The sequence below is a fragment of the Bacillus sp. FSL K6-2944 genome (assembly GCF_038005385.1).
Classification (GTDB): Bacteria; Bacillota; Bacilli; order Bacillales; family Bacillaceae_G; genus Bacillus_A; species Bacillus_A cereus.
This window is the reverse complement of the sequence record NZ_JBBOTE010000001.1, coordinates 598,760-620,058: the sequence shown is the minus strand read 5'-3', so window position 1 is coordinate 620,058 and position 21,299 is coordinate 598,760. Positions and strand designations below refer to the sequence as shown.

The following is a 21,299-nucleotide window of genomic DNA, read 5'->3' as shown; positions in this document are numbered from 1 at the left end:
ACTAATTTACTAACAAACCGTAACCATAAATAATTGAAACAATTACACCCACTACCAATATACCTGGAAGTAAATTTGCCACCTTGATTTTAATAATACTAAGCAAGTTCAATCCAATAGCAGATATCATAATGCCGCCCGTAGCCGTCATCTCCACTATAAATTGGTTCATTAATTCTTTCGGGACAAAACTATTAATTTGTGTTGCAAAAACTGCAATACCACCTTCATATAAAACAACTGGAATTGCCGAAAATACTACGCCAATTCCTAGAGTTGTCGTTAATATAATAGAAATAAATCCATCGATAATCGCCTTTGTAAATAAAATATCATGATTTCCGCGAATCCCACTGTCAAGTGCACCAAGTATCCCCATCGCGCCAATTGCAAAAATTAAAGTAGCTGTTACAAAACCTTCTGATATGCTACCTTTCCCTTTCGATCCAACTTTATTTTCTAGCCAATCCCCTAAATGTTTTAACTTTTCTTCTAATTGTAACCATTCTCCAATTACCGTACCAATCACTAAACTCAGTATGACAACAAGAAAGTTTTCACTTTTTAATGCCATTTGAAGCCCAAGCACAGTAACCGCTAAACCGATTGCGTGCATTATCGTCCCTTTCATACTTTCTGGAATCCTACTAAATAATTTACCAAGTAAAGTACCAAATATAATACAAATTCCATTTACAACTGCTCCTAATATAACCATTTCTCATTCTTCACCCTTCGAATTCTTTATTTCTATATTTTGGTTTATACATTGATTTACAGGTTATCTATATGTTAACTTAATATTGAGAATATTAACAAATGTTTTCCACTACATAACCCGCTATTTTTTGTAACTTTAATTACCTTTAATAGATTCAGTGTTAATTTAATTGCGGGATAATATTAAAAGGGAAGGTATATATGAAAACTTTACTAAAACGATTTTTGTTAATAGCCTTTTTCATTACACCGATTGTTTTATTAATCAATTACTCTTTTATTTCAAAAGCAAAAGACAAACCCGATTTGCAAAACAAATCTAGTAAAACCGCTTCAAAAAGCGAAAAGAAAATAGAAGACCAAGAAATCACACTCACCTTCTCTGGTGATACAATGTTTGATTGGCAATTACGTCCTATAATCGAAAAGAATGGGGCTGATTACCCATTCCAACATGTAAAAGAAGAAATAAAAAAAGCTGATATTTCTTTTGTGAATTTAGAGTCGGCATTTACAACGAAAGAAAAGAAAGCACCTGGGCAACTGTTTTGGATTAAAAGTGATCCATCTACACTACAAGCTATTAAAAACACTGGATATGACATCGTAAATATTGGGAATAACCACACACTTGATTATGGGCAAGATGGATTATTAGATACGATTTCTCACGTAGAAAAATTAAAGTTCCCTTACATTGGAGCCGGAAAAAATGCGAAAGATGCATATACAGCACGAGAAATGACCGTAAAAGGGAAAAAGTTTAAATTTCTTTCCTTCGTTCGATTTATGCCTGATTCTAATTGGGTAGCTGGTGAGAATAAACCTGGCGTTGCGAATGGCTATGATTTAAATCTTGTAACAAAAACAATTAAAGAACAAAAGAAAGATGCAGACTATTTAATCGTCTATATGCATTGGGGCGTTGAAAAATCAAATCGTCCGGTAGAATACCAAAAGCAATATGTACCTAAAATGGTTGAAGCAGGAGCTAACGCAATTGTCGGGAGCCATCCACATTGGTTACAAGGGTTTGAGTATTATAATAAAGTTCCTATCGCTTACTCATTAGGTAACTTTTTATTCCCGAGTTATGTGAATGGGAAAAGCGCTGAAACTGGCGTATTAACTTTAACTTTTAAAGGAAAGGATGTCCAAATGTCATTCAATCCTTATATCATTCGCAACAACCAAGTTTCCCCTGTAAATGAAGGAGAAAAGAAAAAAGCTCTTCAATATTTACAAACAATTTCAACTGATGTAGAAATTGATGATACAGGGAAAATAAAAAACAAACGAAACTAGACAGCTCAAGATCTATTTCTCTGTAATATACTTTACAGAATAGGTGATAAACATGCTGAAAGAGTTATTAGAAAATATAAACCTCTTAGAAAACATCTATAAAATGTCTATAGCAATCCTGCTTTTATGTTCCTTTTATTCTGTGAGACTATTTAAAAAAATAAAGCGAGAGAGAAATCTTACTCCTTTTGAATTTACAATGTATGTAATCATTCGTATTGCGATACTCTTTTGGTTAGCTAGCTTTATTCTTCTTGAATTTAATGAGTACCTAGTTTAACTATAAAAAAGATAGAACAAGCACTATATTCCCTCGCTTGTATCTATCTTTTTTATTTACATTCTAACTCTTTCCTTCTATTAAATAAGCAAATCAAACAAAACAGGGTTTTTATTAAGTTCCATAAATTGAATATTATTTTCTTTAAAGCGAGTAATTAATTGCTCATAATCTTCTTTATGTTTTAATTCTACGCCGACTAATGCTGGACCATTTTCTTTATTATGTTTCTTAATATACTCAAAGCGCGTAATGTCATCTTCTGGTCCTAATCCTTTATCAAGAAATTCTCTTAGCGCACCTGAACGCTGCGGAAATTCAATGATAAAGTAATGTTTCAGTCCTTCATAAATGAGCGAACGCTCTTTCATTTCTTGCATTCTATCAATATCATTATTTCCACCACTTAGCGTACATACAACTGTTTTACCTTTTATTTCATCTCTATATAAATCAAGCGCTGCAATAGAGAGTGCACCAGCCGGTTCAGCTACAATCGCATTTTTCTTATACAGTTCTAAAATCGTCGTACAAACTTTCCCCTCTGGTACTAAAATAATATCGTCAATTACATCTTTACAAGTTTCAAATGTTAACTTTCCTACTTTTTTAACAGCTGCCCCATCAACAAAGCTATCTATTTTCTCCAATGCTACATTTTCATTTTGAAGAAAAGCCTCTTTCATAGATGCAGCTCCCATTGGCTCTACACCAATAACCTTTGTAGTAGGACTAACACCTTTTACATATGTACCAACTCCTGATGCTAATCCACCACCACCGATTGCTGTAAAGATATAATCAACCGGTTTCTCCATATCATGCATAATTTCAACTGCCACTGTCCCTTGACCAGCAACTACATACGGATCATCAAACGGATGAACAAATGTCATTCTATTTTCTTCACAATAACACTGTGCTTCTTGGAAAGAGCTATCGAATGTATCACCAACTAATACAATCTCTGCGAAATCACCACCGAAAAATTGTACTTGTGATACTTTTTGTTTCGGTGTTGTTGTGGGCATAAATATTTTTGACGGAATCTTCAATAAATTACACGTGTAAGCAACTCCTTGCGCATGATTACCAGCACTTGCACAAACAACACCGTTTTGTAACTTTTCTTTCGGTAAACTTTGAATCAAATTGTATGCACCACGAATTTTGAAAGAGCGAATTAATTGTAAGTCTTCTCGTTTTACATAAACGTCACAATCATATTTCTCAGATAAAACTGTATCACGTTGTAACGGTGTTTTAATAACGATATCTTTCATGCAATTATGGGCCATTAAGATATCTTCAATTTTCACTCTCTCCTTTACCTTTTGCACCATTATATATCATCCTTATCTCTTTTAAATTGGCTCAATCAAAATGTGGGATTTTCAGAACAGCCCCTGTATTCGCCGATGTTACCATTTGTGCATAACGTCCAAGCCAGCCAGTTTTCACTTTTGGTTCTGGTCGTTTCCATTCTTTTTTACGCTTTTCTAATTCCTCATCACTCACCCTTACTTCTAGCAAGCGTTCTTCAACATCAATACATACAATATCCCCTTGTTCAAGAAGTGCAATCATCCCGCCCGCTGCTGCTTCTGGTGAAATATGTCCTACTGAAATTCCACGTGAAGCTCCAGAAAAACGTCCATCTGTTAATAATGCAACCTCAGCACCTAATCCCATTCCAGCAATTGCTGATGTTGGGGCTAACATTTCTGGCATACCAGGGCCACCTCTTGGTCCTTCATAACGAATGACAACTACATCTCCTTTTTTCACTTTCCCAAGCATAATGCCCGCAAGTGCCTCATCTTGTGAATTAAAAATAACGCAAGGCCCTTCAAAACGCTTTACCTCTGTTGCACCGCTTTTAATAACCGCTCCATCTTTAGCAAGATTTCCTTTTAATATACGTAAGCCCCCCTCTTCACTATGAGGGTTTTCGAGAGAGTGAATAACCTCCTTATCTTTAATCTCTGCCTCAGCGATATTTTCTCTTAATGTTTGCCCAGTAGCAGTTATTCGATCAAGATGAAGTACTCCTTCTTTCCGGCTCATCTCTTTCAAAATTGCACTAATCCCGCCCGCACGATCAATATCTTCCATATGCCAATTTGAGGCTGGACTTACTTTACATAAATGAGGTACACGTCTTGAAACTGCATCAATACGGTTCATATCATAATCTAGTCCTGCCTCTTGTGCGAGTGCTAGCGTATGTAATACTGTATTCGTTGATCCACCCATCGCCATATCAAGTGCAAAAGCATCGTCAATTGCTTCTTCTGTTACAATATCACGCGGCTTAATATCTCTTTCAATTAAAATTTTCAATTTCTCTGCTGCTTGTTTAATTAACTCTTCACGTCTTGGATCAATTGCTAAAATACTCCCGTTACCAGGAAGAGCTAAACCTAATACTTCACATAAACAATTCATAGAGTTCGCGGTAAACATACCCGAACAAGAGCCACAAGATGGACAGCCATGATCTTCAATATCTTTTAATTCTTCTTCTGAAATTTTCCCAGATTGATAAGCTCCTACCCCTTCAAAAACAGAGCTTAAATCAACAACTTCTCCTTTTGACGTTTTTCCAGCCGCCATCGGGCCGCCTGAAACAAACACAGTCGGAATATTAATACGTAGTGCAGCCATCATCATACCTGGTGTAATTTTGTCACAGTTTGGGATACAAATCATGCCGTCAAACCAGTGTGCATTTACAACCGTTTCTACTGAATCTGCAATAATTTCACGACTCGGAAGAGAATAACGCATACCGATATGTCCCATCGCAATACCATCGTCAACTCCAATTGTATTGAATTCGAATGGTACCATACCTGCCGCGCGAACTGCCTCTTTTACAAGTTTCCCAAACTCGTTCAAGTGTTTATGCCCTGGAATAATTTCAATAAAAGAATTACAAATCGCTATGAAAGGTTTATCAAAATCTTCATCTTTCAAACCAGTTGCTTTTAATAAACTACGGTGCGGTGCTTTATCAAAACCTTTTTTAATCATGTCACTTCTCATCTTGTCAAATCCCCTCTTACATATTTTTCATTTATACTCTCTTACTCTATTTCTTTACTAATTCTTTCGGTGCATGAATCCAGCTCATCATTTCACGAAGCTCTGCTCCCACTTTTTCTAATTGATGATTTTGTTCTGCTTTTTTCATTGCGTTATACGTCGGACGCCCTGCTTGATTTTCTAAAATCCATTTCTTCGCAAATTCACCTTGCTGAATTTCTGTCAGAACACGCTTCATTTCCTTCTTCGTTTCATCTGTAACAATTCTCGATCCTGTTACATAATCTCCAAACTCTGCCGTATCTGAAATAGAATGGCGCATAGTCGTTAATCCACCTTCGTACATTAAGTCAACAATTAGCTTTAATTCATGCAAACATTCAAAGTATGCAATTTCAGGACGATATCCACCTTCCGTTAACGTTTCGAACCCGGCCTTCACAAGTGCAGTTACCCCGCCGCAAAGTACAGCTTGCTCACCGAATAAATCCGTTTCGGTTTCTTCTTGGAATGTCGTTTCAATTACCCCCGCACGTGTACACCCTACACCTTTTGCATACGCCAGTGCTACATGTAGCGCTGTTCCCGTCGCATCTTGATGCACTGCGACTAATGCTGGAACACCATTTCCTTCTTGAAATACACGGCGAACGAGATGACCTGGACTTTTTGGCGCGACCATCGCTACATCTACGTAACTTGGCGGATTAATTTGTCCGAAGTGAATGTTAAATCCATGTGAGAAAAGTAACATTTGTCCTTCACGAAGATTCTCTTCTACCTCTGCTTTATACACATGAGCTTGCTGTTCATCTGGCAATAACATTTGTACAACTTGTGCGGTTCGAACCGCTTCTGAAACAGACATTACTTCAAATCCATCCGCTTTCGCTACTTCATACGACTTACCAGGACGAACACCAACTACAACCTCTACACCAGAATCACGTAAATTTTGTGCTTGCGCATGACCTTGTGATCCATAACCAACTACTGCAACAGTTTTTCCTTGTAATAACTCTACATTTGCATCTTTTTCATAATATGTTTTCATATTCCATACACTCCTTATAATTTATTTACTTGCAGAACATCAATTAATTTTTTCAACTGACTAACAAGTAATGTCGCTTCATTTTCAGTACAAACTGCTGTGAGTTTCATTTCAGAAACACCACTAGTATCTCTTTCTTTTAAATGTAAAGAAGAAATATAATAACCACGCCGAACAAAAATCCCACTTATACGTAATAAGACGCTTGACTCGTTATGAATAACGAGTGAAAAAGTATGACTCATTCTTCCCACCTCTTCATAATCATTTCGTTATTCCCTTTGTTTGGCGGAACCATCGGAAATACGTTTTCACCTTCTTCTACACAAAAATCAACTACGACAGGACCTTCATAAGCAAATGCTTCTAACATCACTTGTTTTGCCTCGGTTGAATTTGTTGCTCTTAATCCCTTTACTCCATAAGCTTCTGCTACTTTCACAAAATCTGGTGATCCAATTTTTGATTCTGATAAACGATTTTCATAAAACATTTCTTGCCATTGCCTTACCATCCCTAAAAATTTGTTATTTATGATAAATACTTTTACAGGGATGTTATTTTCAGCAATTGTTTGTAGTTCTTGAATGTTCATTTGAAAAGAAGCGTCACCTGCAATACAAATGACAAGTTCTTCTTTTTTAGCTAGCTGAGCACCAATTGCTGCTGGAAAACCAAACCCCATCGTTCCTAATCCTCCAGAGGTAAGGAACGTCCGAGGTTTTCTTGCTTTATAGAAGTGAGCAGCCCACATTTGATGCTGACCTACTTCTGTTGTGACAATCGCTTCACCATTCGTTAATTCACTTACTAAGTTGATCACATGCTGTGGTTTTAACTCAGATTCTTTTTGCTTATAAGAAAGTGGATATTCTTCTTTCCATGTCTTTACTTTCTGAAGCCATTCGTCTGTTTGTGTATAAATAGACATATGTAACAGCATGTGTAACGCTTTTTTTACATCACCAACAATCGGATGTTCTACAGTTACATTTTTATGAAACTCAGAAGAATCAATATCAATATGTACTTTTTTCGAGTGCGGAGAAAAAAGTTCTAATTTTCCTGTTACACGATCATCGAAGCGAACACCTAATGCAAGTAGTAAATCACATTCTGTTACCGCCATATTAGCAGCGTATGTCCCATGCATACCAAGCATCCCTAGAAACAATGAATCATCCGGTGGATATGCACCAAGCCCCATTAAAGTTGAAACGACTGGAATACGGTTCTCCCTTGCGAATTCGAAGAGTTCATCGGATCCACCTGAATGAATGACACCTCCTCCAATATAAAGAAGTGGACGCTTAGATTTTGAAATTGCTTTAGCCACCTCTCTAAGTTTCATGCTGTCTGGTACAAGTTCTGGTTTGTACCCCGGAATATCAACTTCTTCATTAAAGAAACTGGTGACTTTTGCATTTTGAACATCTTTTGGAATATCAATTAATACTGGTCCCGGGCGCCCGCTTTTGGCGATATAAAAAGCTTCTTGCACAATTCGTGATACATGATTCACATCACGAACCTGGTAATTATGCTTCGTAACAGGTACTGTAATTCCGACAACATCCGCTTCTTGAAATCCATCTTTACCAATTAAAGGCGTTGCAACTTGCCCGGTAATGACAACTAAAGGAATCGAATCCATATAAGCGTCTGCTAAACCCGTAACTAAATTTGTCGCCCCTGGGCCAGAGGTAGCAAAGACTACCCCAACCTTTCCAGAAGCTCTCGCATATCCTTCAGCCGCATGAATGGCAGCTTGTTCATGACGAGTTAAAACATGTTTCAAACCACTTTCGTATAACGCATCGTATACTGGTAAAATCGCTCCGCCTGGATAGCCGAAAACGGTCGTTACACCCAATTTCTTCAAACATTGAATCACGTGCCCAGCGCCTGTCATTTCTTCATACTGTAATTTCTCATACGCTGTATACTGCTGCTTCATTTCCATTAACTCCTCTCCTTATTTACGCTAAGCTTTCCGTCAGCCCGGGAACACGTACTCCTCTTTCTCTCGTTAATTTTTTAAATTCTTCGGTCAATTGTTTCGTTACACTTCCTGGTTTCCCATCTCCAATTTCTCTGGAATCAACTTTTACAACTGGAATTAACTCCGCTGCTGTTCCTGTTAAAAATACTTCATCCGCTACATATACATCATGGCGAGTGAACGGTCTTTCCTCACACGGAATACTCAGTCGCTCACATAGCTCGATAACACTATTTCTCGTAATACCTTCTAATGCTCCTAAATAGGATGGCGGGGTTAATACTTTTCCATCTTTCACAACGAAAACATTATCACCAGAACCTTCACAAACATATCCTTGTTGATTTAACATAAGAGCCTCTAACACTCCTGCTTGTGCTGCTTCAATTTTTACAAGTACGTTATTTAAATAATTCATTGACTTAATACGTGGATCTAACGCATCTGGCGTATTACGTCTTGATGCAACAGATACAACGCTTAGCCCATTATCATAAAATTCTTGTGGGAATAACTTTAATTGTTCTGCAATGATAATTACGCTCGGCTTCACACAACTTCTCGGATCGAGCCCTAAGTCACCTTTTCCTCTTGAGACAATTAAGCGAATGTAAGCATCAGTATATTCGTTTTTTTGGAGTGTATGTAAAACTGCTTCTTCCATTTCTTCTACCGTCATTGGAATTGTTAGTAAAATAGATTTCGCTGATTCATACAATCGTTTCACATGTTCTTTTAAACAAAATACATTTCCTCCGTAACTACGAATCCCTTCAAATACACCGTCTCCGTATAAAAAACCGTGATCATATACTGAAACAACTGCCTTTTCTTTTTCTACAAATTCCCCATTCATGTAAATGTACTGGTTTCCCATCTCACATCGCTCCTCTTTTTTTCTCTATTTTTTGCAATCTATTTCTACATCGATTGCTGAGATGAGTATTTTTAACAGAATATTCAGTATATAAACCTTAAAAATATACTCGTCTCAACAATCGATTACTTACATACTTGTAGCAATCCATTGCTGAGACGAGGGAATCGTGGTACCACTCAGCTTCCTTATACTTCTCACGAAATATAAGCTCTGCAAGTCCAATTAGACTTTTGTTTTTCTATCGGGAACAACCCCGCTACTTTTTACTAGTTTTCAAAAGTAGTGCTCCAAGGTGATTTTCAATGAGTGAATTGTTACCACCCTCACAGCCTCGGGGCAGCTCTCTGAAACAATCTTTATCATTTACTCTCCTCTTCTACGCATTCTCTTATTCTATTTTTAAAAATAAAAACTCTCGCCTCAGCAATCAACTACTACAATTTAGTAGCTTTGATTGCTGAGGCGAGAGTTTCGCGTTACCACTCAGCTTCCTTATACTTCTCACGAAATATAAGCTTTGTAGGTCCAATCAGACCTCCGTCCTTTTACCGGAGACGATGCCGCCGCCCTCTACTCAGTTTCCCTTTCGCAAGCGATGCTCCGAGGTGATCTTCAATGATTCGATTGTTACTACCCTCACAGCCTTGGAGTAGCTCTCTGAAACGATCATAATCATCTACTTTCCTCTTCTTTGCATATACAACATATAAAGTTAGAAAATTCTTAATTAACTTTTATTTGTTACACGTATTATAGGACGTTGTTCTTTTCGTTGTCAATATGTTTTTTTCAAAAAAATCAAAATTCATTCTATTTATTTTTTCTCAAATCAAAATTGGAATGCATTACTTACATACACTCATATATTACTTAAGTATGTTTGCATTACTACATAAAGAAAAACTTATAAAGTTTATGAGGAGATGAGGAAACTATGTTAAAAGGGAAAGTAGCGTTAGTTACAGGAGCAAGCCGAGGAATTGGACGAGCGATCGCTAAACGTTTAGCAAATGACGGTGCATTGGTTGCTGTTCATTACGGTAGTCGAAAAGATGACGCTGAAGAAACTGTTCATGAAATTCGATCAGATGGTGGCCAAGCTTTTTCTATCGGCGCAAATCTAGAATCCTTACACGGTGTAGAAAACCTTTATAACGCTTTAGATACTGAATTACAAAAGCGCACTGGTGAAACACAATTTGATATTTTAATAAACAATGCTGGCATTGGTCCTGGTGCTTTTATTGAAGAAACGACTGAACAGTTTTTTGATAGAATGGTTTCAGTAAATGCAAAAGCTCCATTCTTTATCATTCAACTAGCACTACCACGTTTACGTGACAATAGCCGAATTATTAATATTTCATCCGCTGCCACCCGCATTTCTTTACCTGATTTTGTTGCATATAGTATGACGAAAGGCGCTATTAATACAATGACTTTTACGCTAGCAAAACAGCTTGGAGCACGAGGAATAACGGTGAATGCAATACTTCCAGGATTTATTAAAACAGATATGAATGCAGAACTCTTGAGCGACCCGATGATGAAGCAGTACGCTACTACTATTTCCGCTTTCAATCGCTTAGGTGAAGTAGAAGACATTGCCGATACTGCTGCATTCCTTGCTTCTCCAGACAGCCGCTGGGTTACTGGACAATTAATTGATGTGAGCGGAGGATCTTGTTTGTAAAAAACATATATTTTCAAATCTTTTTTATTGCGCAATAAAACAATTTATATAATACTATATAAAACATATACATTTAGGAGGATTACAGCAATGTCCGAAAAAACATACGAACTCGCAACCTTCGCAGGCGGTTGCTTTTGGTGCATGGTAAAACCATTTGATGAACTTCCTGGTATTCATAAAGTACTTTCTGGCTATGCAGGAGGTCATGTAGAAAACCCAACATATGAACAAGTAAAAGCTGGAACATCTGGACATTTAGAAGTTGTTCAAATTACATTCGATCCTTCTATTTTTCCTTATCAGAAATTACTAGACTTATATTGGCCACAAATCGATCCAACTGATGATGGTGGACAATTTTTTGACCGTGGTCCATCTTATCGTACCGCTATTTTTTATCATAACGAAACACAAAAAGGGCTTGCTGAAAAATCAAAACAAGCTCTTGCAGAAAGCGGTATGTTTAAAGATCCAATCGTGACTGAAATTCGTCCTGCTGCACCTTTTTACGAAGCAGAGGAATACCACCAACATTTCTATAAAAAGAATCCAGAGAAATATGCTACTGAGCAAAAAGAATCTGGGCGTGAAGACTTTATAAAAGAAAATTGGCAAAAAAAATAATAAAAACGCATCGTGCTTTTTTAGTACGTTGCGTTTTTATTTTTGATAAAAGTACCATACAATTAACAGAACAATTGCTGTTAGTGACCAAAGTACTATCTCGTTTTTCACTCTATTCTTTTTCTTAGTCATTTCATTCCCTCCTAATAACTATTAAACATATTCAATTTTTTCTTTGTTTAATTGTCCATCTTATATACGTGAATACATCCTTACAAATTCTAATAGCAAGACCACCAATAATTCCGATTGCAATGGAAATTACTAGCATCTGTCCAAAACTAAAAGAATTTGTGTACATTATGTAGAGAACGATACATATAAGTAAAACATCCGGTAAAGAAAGTAAAAACCTTTTAAGCATTCCTTTATCTCCTCTATACTTTTTAATTTATATCTTCTACTGTAATTTTGAAATAAAATTTGTTCAAAAATTCCATTTACACCCTCATTTTATGAAAAATAATAAGAATCCCTTTTCAAAAGAGATTCTTATTCAGCAGATTTAAGTTTAATTATTTTCTACATATCCTATTCCATAATTACTCCTAAAATAGAATAATATTACTAATGATTTATTGTAAATTGACTATTTGCCAGGTAACCGAATGTCGCGCCAACTAACTACATCGCATTGGCCAAATTCATTATTACCTACCGCGATCACCGTGCCGTCTGATTTTAGTCCGACTGTATGTGCACAACCAGCCGCTATCGCTACAATATCTCTCCAATCACTTACGTTACATTGACCATACTCATTCCAACCCACTGCCACCACGGTACCGTTTGATTTAAGTCCGATTGTATGATTCGTACCAGCCGCTATTGCTACAATATCTCGCCAGCCACTTACATCACACTGGTTATGTTTATCATTCCCCACTGCTGTCACCGTACCGTCTCGTTTAAGACCAACAGTATGAAGATACCCAGCCCTGACCGCTACAATACCTCGCCAGCTACTTACATTGCATTGACCATATCGATTATTCCCCACAGTCGTCAATGTGCCGTCCAATTTAAGACCGACTGTATGCCAGTCACCCGCTGTGACTGCCACAATACCTTGCCAACTGCTTACATTGCATTCTCCTTCTTTATTTCGGCCCACCGCTACTACCGTGCCATCCGATTTCAGGCCAATAGTACGACGCCACCCTGCCGCAACCGCTACAATATTATGCCAATCGTTTACATCACATTGTTCATGCTTATTCCACCCCAGTGCTACCGCAGTACTGTCACATGTAAGACCGATTGTATGAGCATTACCCGTGTTCGTTGCCATATGAACATTGCCCACTGCGACTGCTTCAATATCTCGCCAGCCACTTACATTACATTCCCCTTCTTTATTCCGGCCCACCGCTACTACCGTGCCATCCGATTTCAGGCCAACTGTATGAAAACGCCCCGCCGCTATCATATCTTTGGGCCATCGCTTCACTTTTTCTTTCGATAAAAGGTAATCCATGTTTTACCTCCTTGCATATAAGCAACTGTATCATAATAGATATTTTTATCAAATTTCATTATAAATCTACATTTACAAAGAAAGCTTATTTTACTTCTTCAAAAAATAAAAACCTCCAGTTTAAATACTAGAGGTTTTCTCGTTATTTCTTCAATCGCTCAATAAAATCATGTAATTTATCAAGTGACTTCATATTCTGATTGCAAGCTACACCATCTTTGCAAATGTAGTTTCCCTTTTTAACGAAAGTTCCTGGTACATCGCCTTTAATTTCAACTAAAAACATTCCTACTTCTTCATGTCCATGACATAACGAACAAATGCTTTTTTTATTTAAACTTTGGAACGTTCCTTGCAGACCAACAAATTTATTTTTATCATTTTTCGCTATAATAAATTTCCTGCTTGACCCCTTATCAATCCAGCTTAAATAAGATATTTCTTTCATATCCATTTCTTCCATATCAGGAAGTTTTAACTTTTTCGCTTTAGGAAATAATTTTTTTAATGTTTGTGCTGTAACTTCTTGAAACGGAATTACATACGGATTTATTTTCATTAAAAATGATTCTGCATCTTCTCTATTTTGAACTGTTAATACCGTATCAATTAACTCTTTCTGTTCATCCGTTAAATTCTCAAATACATGTATTATCTTTTCAATCGCAAGCGATTTTAACGCTTGAATTACACCTCTATCATTTGCCGTTGCATGCCCGTTTGCTAAAATATAAGCTTGTGATTTTATAAAATTATATTGATCACTTCTAATAAACGCTTCCATCTTTATCACTCCATACAAATTGTTGATCTAGTTTTATTGTATACAATGATTACATTTTTTGATATGTAAAAGATAACTTAGAAACAAACATTACATATATCACTTATTCTCTACCGCTGCATTTCCTGACAAAAGAAGCCATCATCTGTTTTCCATTCCGCATATAATACGTCTTCAAATTTAGTAATTCCTTTTTGCTTTATTTGTTTATAAAGCCATCCTTCATCAAATCCCGCTTCCCTCAAATTATCCTTAACTACTTTTCCATCACTAATTAATGAAATTGGTAAGTATACAGGCTTATGTTTTAAACTTAAATCATTTATAGTAGGAGATTCGTATTTACTTTTTTTCAGAACGCTTATGTTTCCGTTCGGTTCCAATATCATATATTCAACTTCTCTGATTGAAAATATATCTTTTTGTTGCCTAAGCATTTGTTGTAATTGGTTTATATCCAAATGATTTACGCTTAATTGTTCACGATCAATCTTTCCGTTACGAATAATAATTGAAGGATACCCTTCAAAAAACCTTCTTGTTCCTCTTACTTTTTGTGTTATCACTTCTATAGTATAAATTAAAATTACCCAAACAAATACTGAATATAAAATAGACCATACTTTAATTTTAGGATCATATATTGAATTTCCAACGAGCTCACCTAGGACGATTGCAGAAATAAAATCAAATGGCGTTAGCTGAGATATTTGTGTTTTCCCTAATATTTTTGTAGCAATTAATAGAACAAAAAAACCAACTAAAAGCTCTATCGTTATTTGTCCAATATGATTCATATATGTTCACCTTTCTACTTTTCAAGTGCTCTGTATACCATTTAATAAAAAAACGGCACATTTTTTCTATTATCATGCCCGTTCACACCTCATATATCCAATACACATAAAACAAAAAGAGTCTGATTCAAAGTAATATATGAATCAGACTCTTTTCCTCTTATTTAGAATACACAATCTTTTTAATCGTTTCCCCAGAAAGAAAATATTCTTCTGCAAGTTGATGAATAGCAATCCCACTTTTAAACGCTTCTTTAATTGCTTTATTTCTTTCATCTAGTTGTTTTCTTCCGCCAGATCGTGTACCCCATTTATAATGTTTCGTTTCTTGTTTCGGAATGTAAATTGTTTCACCTTGTATATACTTTTGAATTTCAGTAATTAAACTCTCTGGTAAAACAGCATTAGCTTTTACGTATTTCATTTCTGCTCGCCCCTTATTTTTTATGGTTCATTTCAATAAGGTGCAAAGCCAAATATAAAAAATGATACGAGCTCATATAGGCGATTGTATATTACTTGTCTACCTCACGCAAAGTATCGCCATTTCCATACTTGGCTTTGCATGAGACGTTGCAGTGTCTGGCAATTGAATTATAATCGCCATATAAACACCTCCTAATATACCTTTTGCATTTTATTATATGATAAATTCCTTCTCCTTGCATCCACACCCTTCTTAAAGCACGAAATTACTTAGTTTGATATAATACTTTTTAACTGAATTAAAAATCATTGTGAGGTTACATTATGAAGAAAAAAATTATCATTACAATCGTTACACTATTCTTTATTATCACGGCATTATTCGGAACATACAAATTGATGAACGCAAGAAGCTTTCAATTATTTGGAGATTTAACACAACGCGTAGAAACAAATGAAAAAGTGATTGCTTTAACTTTTGATGATGGCCCTACTAACAATGTAAAACAAATATTACCGCTACTAGATAAATACAACGCTAAAGCTACTTTCTTTTTAATTGGAAATGAATTAGAGCAAAATTTATCGTTAGGAGAAGCTATCGCGCAATCTGGGCACCAACTTGGAAACCATACATATTCTCATAATAGAATGGTTTTCAAAACACCTTCTTTTATTAAAGATGAAATAGAAAAAACGAATTCATTAATCCGCCAAACAGGATTTACAGACGAAATTGATTTTAGGCCCCCTAACGGTAAGAAGTTAATAGGGCTGCCATATTATTTAAATAAAAACAATATCGAAACAATCACATGGGATCTTGAGCCCGATACTTTTTATAAATCTGCGGCTGATAAAATTAAATACGTTAATAAAAATGTAAAACCAGGTTCTATCATTTTACTGCACTCTATGTATGATGAGTCTAATGAAAATTTACAAACGATTGAAGGTATTTTAGATTCTTTATCTAAGAAGGGCTATCAGTTCGTAACAGTAAATGAATTGCAAAAAAGAGCAAAATAAAAAGGTAGCGTATCTTTGTATGATACGCTACCTTTCTTTTTATATAATGCCAAGTACATTTAAGAATACGATAATAATCGCAATTGGTGCGATATAACGAAGTAAGAATAACCATAATACGAATAGTTTATAACCTTTATTTTTACTTACACCTAGCTCTTTCATTAATACATCTTTCTTCATTTTTAAAGGAACAAAGATAGAAACTAATAATACACCAAGTGGCATTAATACGTTACTTACTGCATAGTCCGCTAAATCAAAGACTGTCTTCCCGAAAATCTTCAGATCACTTAATATACCGAATGATAATGCTGATGGTACCCCAACAACGAAGATTAATAACCCTACGATTAAGGCCATTTTTTCACGTTTCCCTTTACCTTTTGATGTTAACGATGCAACACTAATTTCTAACATCGAAATTGCTGATGTAATCGTAGCGAAGAAGAATAGTAATAAGAAAACGATGAAGAATAATTTTCCGAATGCCATTTTACTGAAAATAGCTGGCAATACGATAAATAATAGTCCTGGTCCTTGAGATGGTTCCATCCCAAATGCGAACACAACTGGGAAAATTGCAAGTCCTGCAAGTAATGTAATAACAAGAGTTAAGGCTACGATAGAAAATGCTGAACGTGGTAAGCTTTCTTCTTTCGGTAAGTATGAGCTATACGTTACCATAACGGCTACCCCAACAGATAATGAGAAGAACGATTGCCCCATTGCGTATAAAATAACTTCTGATGTTACATGTGAGAAATCAGGTTGTAAGAAGAAACGAACGCCTTCTCCAGCACCATCTAACGTAAGTGCACGAACGATTAATACAAAGAATAAAACGAATAGTGCTGGCATGAAATATTTATTTACTTTTTCAACACCATTTTGTACACCTTTACTTACGATGAAAATAGTAATAAGGATGAATAATAGCTGTGATCCAACTGCTAAATATGGATTGGAAATGATTTCACCAAACGTAGCTTCGTATGCTCCATTTCCTTCCCATAGTCTACCTGTAATTGCATTCCATAAATATAATAAAATCCAGCCTCCTACAACACTGTAGAAAGAAAGTAATATGAAACATGTTACAATTCCTAATTTACCTAACCAAGGCCATAACGTTTTAGGAGCAATCTCTCTATATGCATCGACAGCCTCTTTTTGTGTACTTCTTCCAATAACAAATTCAGCTAATAATAGCGGTAAACCAATTAATAATGTGAAACCGATGAAAATTAGGAAGAACGCTCCGCCTCCTCCAATGCCGGCCATATATGGGAATTTCCAAATCGCCCCAAGACCAATTGCCGAACCTGCTGCAGCTAATACGAAACCTAATTTCGATGTCCATTGCTGTGAATTCATTTGTTAATCTCCTCTCTATCTCTTTTTCTTTGTTACAATTCGGTATTTATATTGTTCTATCAATACTCTTTTCTAATACGTTCACTTCCTCCCTAATAATAAAAAAACGCCCCTACGTAAATACGTAGGGACGACAAAATTATCGCGGTACCACCCTAGTTGTGAAGAACACTAAGAAACCACCTAAATAAAAACGCCCCTACGCAAAAACGTAGGGACGATAAAATATCGCGGTACCACCCTAGTTATGAAGCCACACCAAAGTTAGGACCTAAATAAAAAACGTCCCTACGTAAATACGTAGGGACGATAAATATCGCGGTACCACCCTAGTTGTGAAAAAATCTTCACCACTTTATTTGATAACGGTATAAACTACCGTCTTTCATTTCCTCAAAATATGAGATTTATGAAAGATGCTCCAGGACGAACTTCATGAATAATCTATATACTGATTCACACCAACCATCAGCTCTCTGAAATAGGGAGATATTCACTACTATACCCTTTCATTGCCCAAATATTATTTTCCGAATTGATTACTATCATTTTTATCACACATTAAAAATAGTGTCAACTTATATTTCGAATTTTTATGTATTACAATCTATTTAAAAATTCGAAATATAAGTTTTAGTTTAGAAAACAAGTAGCTTAGTACATAACGAATTCTAACAGGCAATAGAAAAAGAATTACGTATTATTGATACTTATTCAATAATACAAATCATCTAGAAACATAACCTGTCTCTCTGTATTCATTTTTTAAGAGTTTGATGGATACCAAGAAAATTTCGCATCACTATCCAGTGGTCTATTTTTCGTTTCTTCTTTAATTACACGAAACCATTCATTTAGAATTTGATTTTTGGGCAATTGAGCAGCAAGGCTATCTTCCCAAATTATATGTGAGAACCAGGCTTTCGTTTCCCATTCAAACTGCAATTGTGCGAACGAAATTATAGGGTGATCAGCTCCACGAAATTGCTCATTTACTGCATTTGAAACTTCTGGAGCTTGCGGTAACAACTCGTTCTGAATTCTATTTCTTATCGTCTCATTTCCTAGCTGATCCCAGAAATACAATTGCCCATTTATTTGATAAAAAATATCAAATGAAGCCTCACCTTTCTTCAAATTCAATAACACGAAGGCACGTTCCACATCATTGTCAGCCGCTTTTACAGCATTAACAATTATATTTTGTGCCATTGATACCCAGTAACTAGTCGCTTCCTCTACCGATGATTCAACATACAATTCTTCACTTAATTCATGAAGAGTAGCTTCTTGCTCATTTACTTTTTCAACTTTTTTAAAAAACCTATTAAAAAACCCCATAACTTCCCCCTTATTACTATTTTCTATTTCACAAAATAAAAAATAGATTTTTCTTGCTCATCCACATTTACTCCTGGCGCGTATGTATGAACTTGTTGCAACACTTCTTCTATCAGCAACTCTAACTCCTGCACACTTTTTTCTGGATTCCCTATTAATGTGTCCGCCATACGTTCATATAATTTTTCAGGTTTAATAGTCATTCGTTCCACATTATTAGGCATCCATTTAAACGCTGGATGATGTACGTACATTTTATTCAAACCAAATAAAACACCGAATATGTTCCTTTGTACTTCGCAAATAACGTCATAAAGCATAAGCCAATCTTTCCGTTTTAAAAGCGCCTTTCGATTGTGCCAACGATTACTTAACCATAGATTTTCTGAAATCATCCGTTTTGCTAGTTCATCTGAATATGCCGCTACTTTTTCTTTTAATTCATTCACTTTCCCTTCTCCATACAAACTAACACCATCATGAATGGATGATACAATACATTGTTTTTCATAACTTATATCATATTGATCCACCACATCCGAAATCACTTTCTCTACTGTCTCTGTTAAAAAGTTACTAATCTCTAATTTAATTCCCTCTTTCGTTAAATACGTTTCCGACCATTCTTCTTCCTCATACGGATGATACGATAATATTGTCCCATCAATATGATGAATAGGGGCCCTACGATCCTCATCTTCTGGCGGTGTTGACCATAAAATATGTAATTCTATATCTGAATGTTCATCTTCAAGCTTTCTAGCTACTGAACCCGCTAAAATAATAGCTTCTACTTTCGGATTTTTCCTATAAATCTCTGACATCTCTATCGCTTTCTCTTTTAATCCCATTTCATTTCCCCCTAAAATTGCAGTAATCCCCTATATTTCATTTATCTATTTCGATATTACAGCTTGCATTACCTTTTCAAATTCCTACTTAATCATATTTGTATCCAATAGCGCTGAATAACTTCACCAGTACGAGAAGAAACTACTTCATTTTCTAACACACCTCCAACCTTTTGAATCGTTTTAGCAGAACCGATATTGGATTTATCGCAAGTTATTAATACTTTCTGCAATCCTAATTTTTGCGCTTCAGCTAATGCAAGTTGTAGTTGTTTCGTAGCGTAACCGTGGCGACGTTTATTCGGATGGACACTATATCCAATATGACCGCTTTCCCGTAATAATTCTGGATTTAATCTATGTCTAATATTCACAAAACCTATAAGTTCCCCTTGTTCAAAACTTAAAAACTGACTAGATGGCACTCGATTAGCTAGTAAATTTTCTCCTAGTTCTTGTTTACTCACTTTTTCAAACCATTCATCAAGAGAATCAAAGTTTTGTAAAGAACTACTTCCATGTGGTTGTTCCCCTGAGTGTAAAAACGCTTGTCTATACGCCGTAATATGCTCACTATATTCATGGATTGGTTTTAATAGTTTCATTGTTCTTCTCCCCCTCTTCATTCCATAAAACAAACACCTTAATAGCAGCTATTCACTATTAAGGTGTTTCTATCCTTTTTATTCAAATAACCCCATGCTTAAATAACGTTCACCTGTATCAGGCGCAATACATAAAACTTTTTTACCAACGCCTAGGCGTTTCGCTATCATGATTGCAGCGTAAACAGATGCTCCAGAAGATGGCCCAACTAATAACCCTTCTTGTCTAGCTAAGTTTCTCATTGTCGTTAAAGCCTCTTCATCTGCAATTTGAATAATTTCGTTATACACTTCTGTATTTAAGTTTTTCGGAATAAATCCTGGGCTTGTTCCTACTAGTTTATGAGGACCTGGTACACCACCGGATAAAACGGGAGATCCTTTCGGTTCCACTACTGCAATATATAAGTTTGGCAATTTCTCTTTTAACGTTTCACCAGTCCCTGTAATCGTTCCGCCTGTTCCTGCCGTTGCAACAAAAGCATCAAGCTCTCCATCCATTTGTTCGTAAATTTCAAGTGCAGTCGTATAACGGTGAATATTCGGATTAGCTGGATTTTCAAATTGTTGCGGGATAAAACTATTCGGTATTTGTTTTTGCAGTTCTAACGCCTTCGCAATTGCTCCTGGCATTCTTTGTTCTGCTGGTGTTAAAACTACTTCTGCTCCGTATGCTTTCAATAAATTAATACGCTCTTTTGACATATTATCTGGCATAATTAAAATCGCTTTATACCCTTTAGCTGCTGCATTCATCGCTAAACCAATCCCTGTATTCCCGCTTGTCGGTTCAATAATTGTATCTCCTGGTTTGATGAGACCATTTTCTTCTGCAACGTGAAGTAAATTATAAGCAGCACGGTCTTTCACACTGCGCGATGGATTAAACATTTCTAGTTTCACATACACATCTGCTGCGTCTTCCGGAATAAATTTAGATAATCGGACGACAGGTGTATCTCCTATTAATTCCGTAACGTTTTCACACAATTTCATAGCGCAT

22 protein-coding genes and 2 other annotated features are annotated in these 21,299 nt (G+C 36.0%); of the genes, 5 read left to right on the top strand and 17 right to left on the bottom strand.

Features of this window, described 5'->3' with window-relative positions; translation table 11 throughout:
• Window position 1: 1 nt before the first annotated feature.
• Entirely contained in the window at window positions 2-718 is a 717-nt protein-coding gene (locus MHH55_RS03285) for a DUF554 domain-containing protein (protein ID WP_000236030.1), read from the bottom strand.
• A 203-nt stretch (window positions 719-921) separates the two neighbouring features.
• On the opposite strand from MHH55_RS03285, the gene MHH55_RS03280 reads away from it, so the two are divergent.
• Window positions 922-2,025: a CapA family protein gene (locus tag MHH55_RS03280; RefSeq protein WP_000854536.1), complete on the top strand. Its 1,104-nt coding sequence runs from the start codon at window positions 922-924 to the stop codon at window positions 2,023-2,025.
• Window positions 2,026-2,077: 52 nt separating this feature from the next.
• Window positions 2,078-2,305: a hypothetical protein gene (locus MHH55_RS03275; protein WP_000910604.1), complete on the top strand. Its 228-nt coding sequence runs from the start codon at window positions 2,078-2,080 to the stop codon at window positions 2,303-2,305.
• Between the two features lie 80 nt (window positions 2,306-2,385).
• Here the strand turns inward: MHH55_RS03275 and ilvA are convergent, their stop codons facing one another.
• From ilvA to ilvE, 6 genes are read right to left on the bottom strand one after another with little or no spacing between them, the layout of a single operon-like run.
• Window positions 2,386-3,648, bottom strand: coding sequence for a threonine ammonia-lyase IlvA (gene ilvA / locus MHH55_RS03270; RefSeq protein ID WP_000250327.1), 1,263 nt, complete (start codon window positions 3,646-3,648; stop codon window positions 2,386-2,388).
• A 31-nt stretch (window positions 3,649-3,679) separates the two neighbouring features.
• A complete protein-coding gene (ilvD, locus tag MHH55_RS03265) occupies window positions 3,680-5,353 on the bottom strand; it encodes a dihydroxy-acid dehydratase (RefSeq protein WP_001255814.1) in 1,674 nt (557 codons plus the stop codon).
• A gap of 46 nt (window positions 5,354-5,399) precedes the next feature.
• Window positions 5,400-6,407: a ketol-acid reductoisomerase gene (gene ilvC, locus MHH55_RS03260; RefSeq protein ID WP_000861143.1), complete on the bottom strand. Its 1,008-nt coding sequence runs from the start codon at window positions 6,405-6,407 to the stop codon at window positions 5,400-5,402.
• Between the two features lie 14 nt (window positions 6,408-6,421).
• Window positions 6,422-6,652, bottom strand: coding sequence for an ACT domain-containing protein (locus MHH55_RS03255; RefSeq protein WP_139362400.1), 231 nt, complete (start codon window positions 6,650-6,652; stop codon window positions 6,422-6,424).
• Window positions 6,649-8,364 (bottom strand): acetolactate synthase large subunit, encoded by a 1,716-nt coding sequence (gene ilvB, locus MHH55_RS03250; protein WP_002182646.1) that lies wholly within the window; start codon window positions 8,362-8,364, stop codon window positions 6,649-6,651. The genes MHH55_RS03255 and ilvB overlap by 4 nt, the downstream gene beginning before the upstream one ends.
• A 22-nt stretch (window positions 8,365-8,386) precedes the next feature.
• Window positions 8,387-9,286 carry a branched-chain-amino-acid transaminase gene (gene ilvE / locus MHH55_RS03245; protein ID WP_000528161.1) on the bottom strand — a complete coding sequence of 300 codons (900 nt, stop codon included), beginning with the start codon at window positions 9,284-9,286 and terminating at the stop codon, window positions 8,387-8,389.
• Window positions 9,287-9,437: 151 nt separating this feature from the next.
• Window positions 9,438-9,677, bottom strand: a binding site (T-box leader).
• Window positions 9,678-10,223: 546 nt separating this feature from the next.
• Between ilvE and MHH55_RS03240 the strand changes: the two genes are divergently transcribed.
• Both MHH55_RS03240 and msrA read left to right on the top strand, forming a co-directional pair.
• Window positions 10,224-10,982, top strand: coding sequence for an SDR family oxidoreductase (locus tag MHH55_RS03240; protein WP_000911822.1), 759 nt, complete (start codon window positions 10,224-10,226; stop codon window positions 10,980-10,982).
• Between the two features lie 90 nt (window positions 10,983-11,072).
• Window positions 11,073-11,609, top strand: a complete 537-nt coding sequence (msrA, locus tag MHH55_RS03235; RefSeq protein ID WP_001291883.1) for a peptide-methionine (S)-S-oxide reductase MsrA — start codon at window positions 11,073-11,075, stop codon at window positions 11,607-11,609.
• 163 nt (window positions 11,610-11,772) lie between these two features.
• On the opposite strand, the gene MHH55_RS03230 is transcribed toward msrA, so the two are convergent.
• The 5 genes from MHH55_RS03230 to MHH55_RS03210 all read right to left on the bottom strand — a co-directional run bounded on the left by MHH55_RS03230 (window position 11,773) and on the right by MHH55_RS03210 (window position 15,091).
• A complete protein-coding gene (locus MHH55_RS03230) occupies window positions 11,773-11,973 on the bottom strand; it encodes a hypothetical protein (RefSeq protein ID WP_000919314.1) in 201 nt (66 codons plus the stop codon).
• Window positions 11,974-12,198: 225 nt separating this feature from the next.
• On the bottom strand, window positions 12,199-13,086 hold the full coding sequence (locus tag MHH55_RS03225) for an RCC1 domain-containing protein (RefSeq protein WP_074047767.1): 888 nt from the start codon (window positions 13,084-13,086) through the stop codon (window positions 12,199-12,201).
• A 142-nt stretch (window positions 13,087-13,228) separates the two neighbouring features.
• Window positions 13,229-13,870 carry a FusB/FusC family EF-G-binding protein gene (locus tag MHH55_RS03220; RefSeq protein ID WP_000387072.1) on the bottom strand — a complete coding sequence of 214 codons (642 nt, stop codon included), beginning with the start codon at window positions 13,868-13,870 and terminating at the stop codon, window positions 13,229-13,231.
• Between the two features lie 110 nt (window positions 13,871-13,980).
• Window positions 13,981-14,667, bottom strand: coding sequence for a DUF421 domain-containing protein (locus MHH55_RS03215; RefSeq protein WP_001015543.1), 687 nt, complete (start codon window positions 14,665-14,667; stop codon window positions 13,981-13,983).
• 160 nt (window positions 14,668-14,827) lie between these two features.
• Window positions 14,828-15,091, bottom strand: coding sequence for a CD3324 family protein (locus MHH55_RS03210; RefSeq protein ID WP_000878325.1), 264 nt, complete (start codon window positions 15,089-15,091; stop codon window positions 14,828-14,830).
• A 326-nt stretch (window positions 15,092-15,417) separates the two neighbouring features.
• Between MHH55_RS03210 and MHH55_RS03205 the strand changes: the two genes are divergently transcribed.
• Window positions 15,418-16,122, top strand: a complete 705-nt coding sequence (locus MHH55_RS03205) for a polysaccharide deacetylase family protein (protein WP_000726858.1) — start codon at window positions 15,418-15,420, stop codon at window positions 16,120-16,122.
• Window positions 16,123-16,161: 39 nt separating this feature from the next.
• Here the strand turns inward: MHH55_RS03205 and MHH55_RS03200 are convergent, their stop codons facing one another.
• From MHH55_RS03200 to cysK, 5 genes are all read right to left on the bottom strand, one after another.
• Window positions 16,162-17,499 carry a sodium-dependent transporter gene (locus MHH55_RS03200; protein ID WP_001088187.1) on the bottom strand — a complete coding sequence of 446 codons (1,338 nt, stop codon included), beginning with the start codon at window positions 17,497-17,499 and terminating at the stop codon, window positions 16,162-16,164.
• A gap of 299 nt (window positions 17,500-17,798) precedes the next feature.
• Window positions 17,799-18,021: a binding site (T-box leader), on the bottom strand.
• A gap of 243 nt (window positions 18,022-18,264) precedes the next feature.
• Complete coding sequence (locus MHH55_RS03195) at window positions 18,265-18,840, bottom strand: hypothetical protein (RefSeq protein WP_075677413.1); 576 nt, start codon at window positions 18,838-18,840, stop codon at window positions 18,265-18,267.
• Between the two features lie 23 nt (window positions 18,841-18,863).
• Window positions 18,864-19,691, bottom strand: a complete 828-nt coding sequence (locus tag MHH55_RS03190; protein WP_000523174.1) for a DUF4037 domain-containing protein — start codon at window positions 19,689-19,691, stop codon at window positions 18,864-18,866.
• 92 nt (window positions 19,692-19,783) lie between these two features.
• Window positions 19,784-20,296, bottom strand: coding sequence for a GNAT family N-acetyltransferase (locus tag MHH55_RS03185; RefSeq protein WP_075677417.1), 513 nt, complete (start codon window positions 20,294-20,296; stop codon window positions 19,784-19,786).
• Window positions 20,297-20,374: 78 nt separating this feature from the next.
• On the bottom strand, window positions 20,375-21,292 hold the full coding sequence (cysK, locus tag MHH55_RS03180) for a cysteine synthase A (RefSeq protein ID WP_000762273.1): 918 nt from the start codon (window positions 21,290-21,292) through the stop codon (window positions 20,375-20,377).
• Between the last annotated feature and the right edge of the window lie 7 nt (window positions 21,293-21,299).

Excerpts from the sequence above, each read along its gene's own strand:
- MHH55_RS03285 (WP_000236030.1), bottom strand. The coding sequence starts at position 718 with ATGGTTATATTAGGAGCAGTTGTAAATGGAATTTGTATTATATTTGGT.
- MHH55_RS03280 (WP_000854536.1), top strand. The coding sequence starts at position 922 with ATGAAAACTTTACTAAAACGATTTTTGTTAATAGCCTTTTTCATTACA.
- MHH55_RS03275 (WP_000910604.1), top strand. The coding sequence starts at position 2,078 with ATGCTGAAAGAGTTATTAGAAAATATAAACCTCTTAGAAAACATCTAT.
- ilvA (WP_000250327.1), bottom strand. The coding sequence starts at position 3,648 with ATGGTGCAAAAGGTAAAGGAGAGAGTGAAAATTGAAGATATCTTAATG.
- ilvD (WP_001255814.1), bottom strand. The coding sequence starts at position 5,353 with ATGAGAAGTGACATGATTAAAAAAGGTTTTGATAAAGCACCGCACCGT.
- ilvC (WP_000861143.1), bottom strand. The coding sequence starts at position 6,407 with ATGAAAACATATTATGAAAAAGATGCAAATGTAGAGTTATTACAAGGA.
- MHH55_RS03255 (WP_139362400.1), bottom strand. The coding sequence starts at position 6,652 with ATGAGTCATACTTTTTCACTCGTTATTCATAACGAGTCAAGCGTCTTA.
- ilvB (WP_002182646.1), bottom strand. The coding sequence starts at position 8,364 with ATGAAGCAGCAGTATACAGCGTATGAGAAATTACAGTATGAAGAAATG.
- ilvE (WP_000528161.1), bottom strand. The coding sequence starts at position 9,286 with ATGGGAAACCAGTACATTTACATGAATGGGGAATTTGTAGAAAAAGAA.
- MHH55_RS03240 (WP_000911822.1), top strand. The coding sequence starts at position 10,224 with ATGTTAAAAGGGAAAGTAGCGTTAGTTACAGGAGCAAGCCGAGGAATT.
- msrA (WP_001291883.1), top strand. The coding sequence starts at position 11,073 with ATGTCCGAAAAAACATACGAACTCGCAACCTTCGCAGGCGGTTGCTTT.
- MHH55_RS03230 (WP_000919314.1), bottom strand. The coding sequence starts at position 11,973 with ATGCTTAAAAGGTTTTTACTTTCTTTACCGGATGTTTTACTTATATGT.
- MHH55_RS03225 (WP_074047767.1), bottom strand. The coding sequence starts at position 13,086 with ATGGATTACCTTTTATCGAAAGAAAAAGTGAAGCGATGGCCCAAAGAT.
- MHH55_RS03220 (WP_000387072.1), bottom strand. The coding sequence starts at position 13,870 with ATGGAAGCGTTTATTAGAAGTGATCAATATAATTTTATAAAATCACAA.
- MHH55_RS03215 (WP_001015543.1), bottom strand. The coding sequence starts at position 14,667 with ATGAATCATATTGGACAAATAACGATAGAGCTTTTAGTTGGTTTTTTT.
- MHH55_RS03210 (WP_000878325.1), bottom strand. The coding sequence starts at position 15,091 with ATGAAATACGTAAAAGCTAATGCTGTTTTACCAGAGAGTTTAATTACT.
- MHH55_RS03205 (WP_000726858.1), top strand. The coding sequence starts at position 15,418 with ATGAAGAAAAAAATTATCATTACAATCGTTACACTATTCTTTATTATC.
- MHH55_RS03200 (WP_001088187.1), bottom strand. The coding sequence starts at position 17,499 with ATGAATTCACAGCAATGGACATCGAAATTAGGTTTCGTATTAGCTGCA.
- MHH55_RS03195 (WP_075677413.1), bottom strand. The coding sequence starts at position 18,840 with ATGGGGTTTTTTAATAGGTTTTTTAAAAAAGTTGAAAAAGTAAATGAG.
- MHH55_RS03190 (WP_000523174.1), bottom strand. The coding sequence starts at position 19,691 with ATGGGATTAAAAGAGAAAGCGATAGAGATGTCAGAGATTTATAGGAAA.
- MHH55_RS03185 (WP_075677417.1), bottom strand. The coding sequence starts at position 20,296 with ATGAAACTATTAAAACCAATCCATGAATATAGTGAGCATATTACGGCG.
- cysK (WP_000762273.1), bottom strand. The coding sequence starts at position 21,292 with ATGAAATTGTGTGAAAACGTTACGGAATTAATAGGAGATACACCTGTC.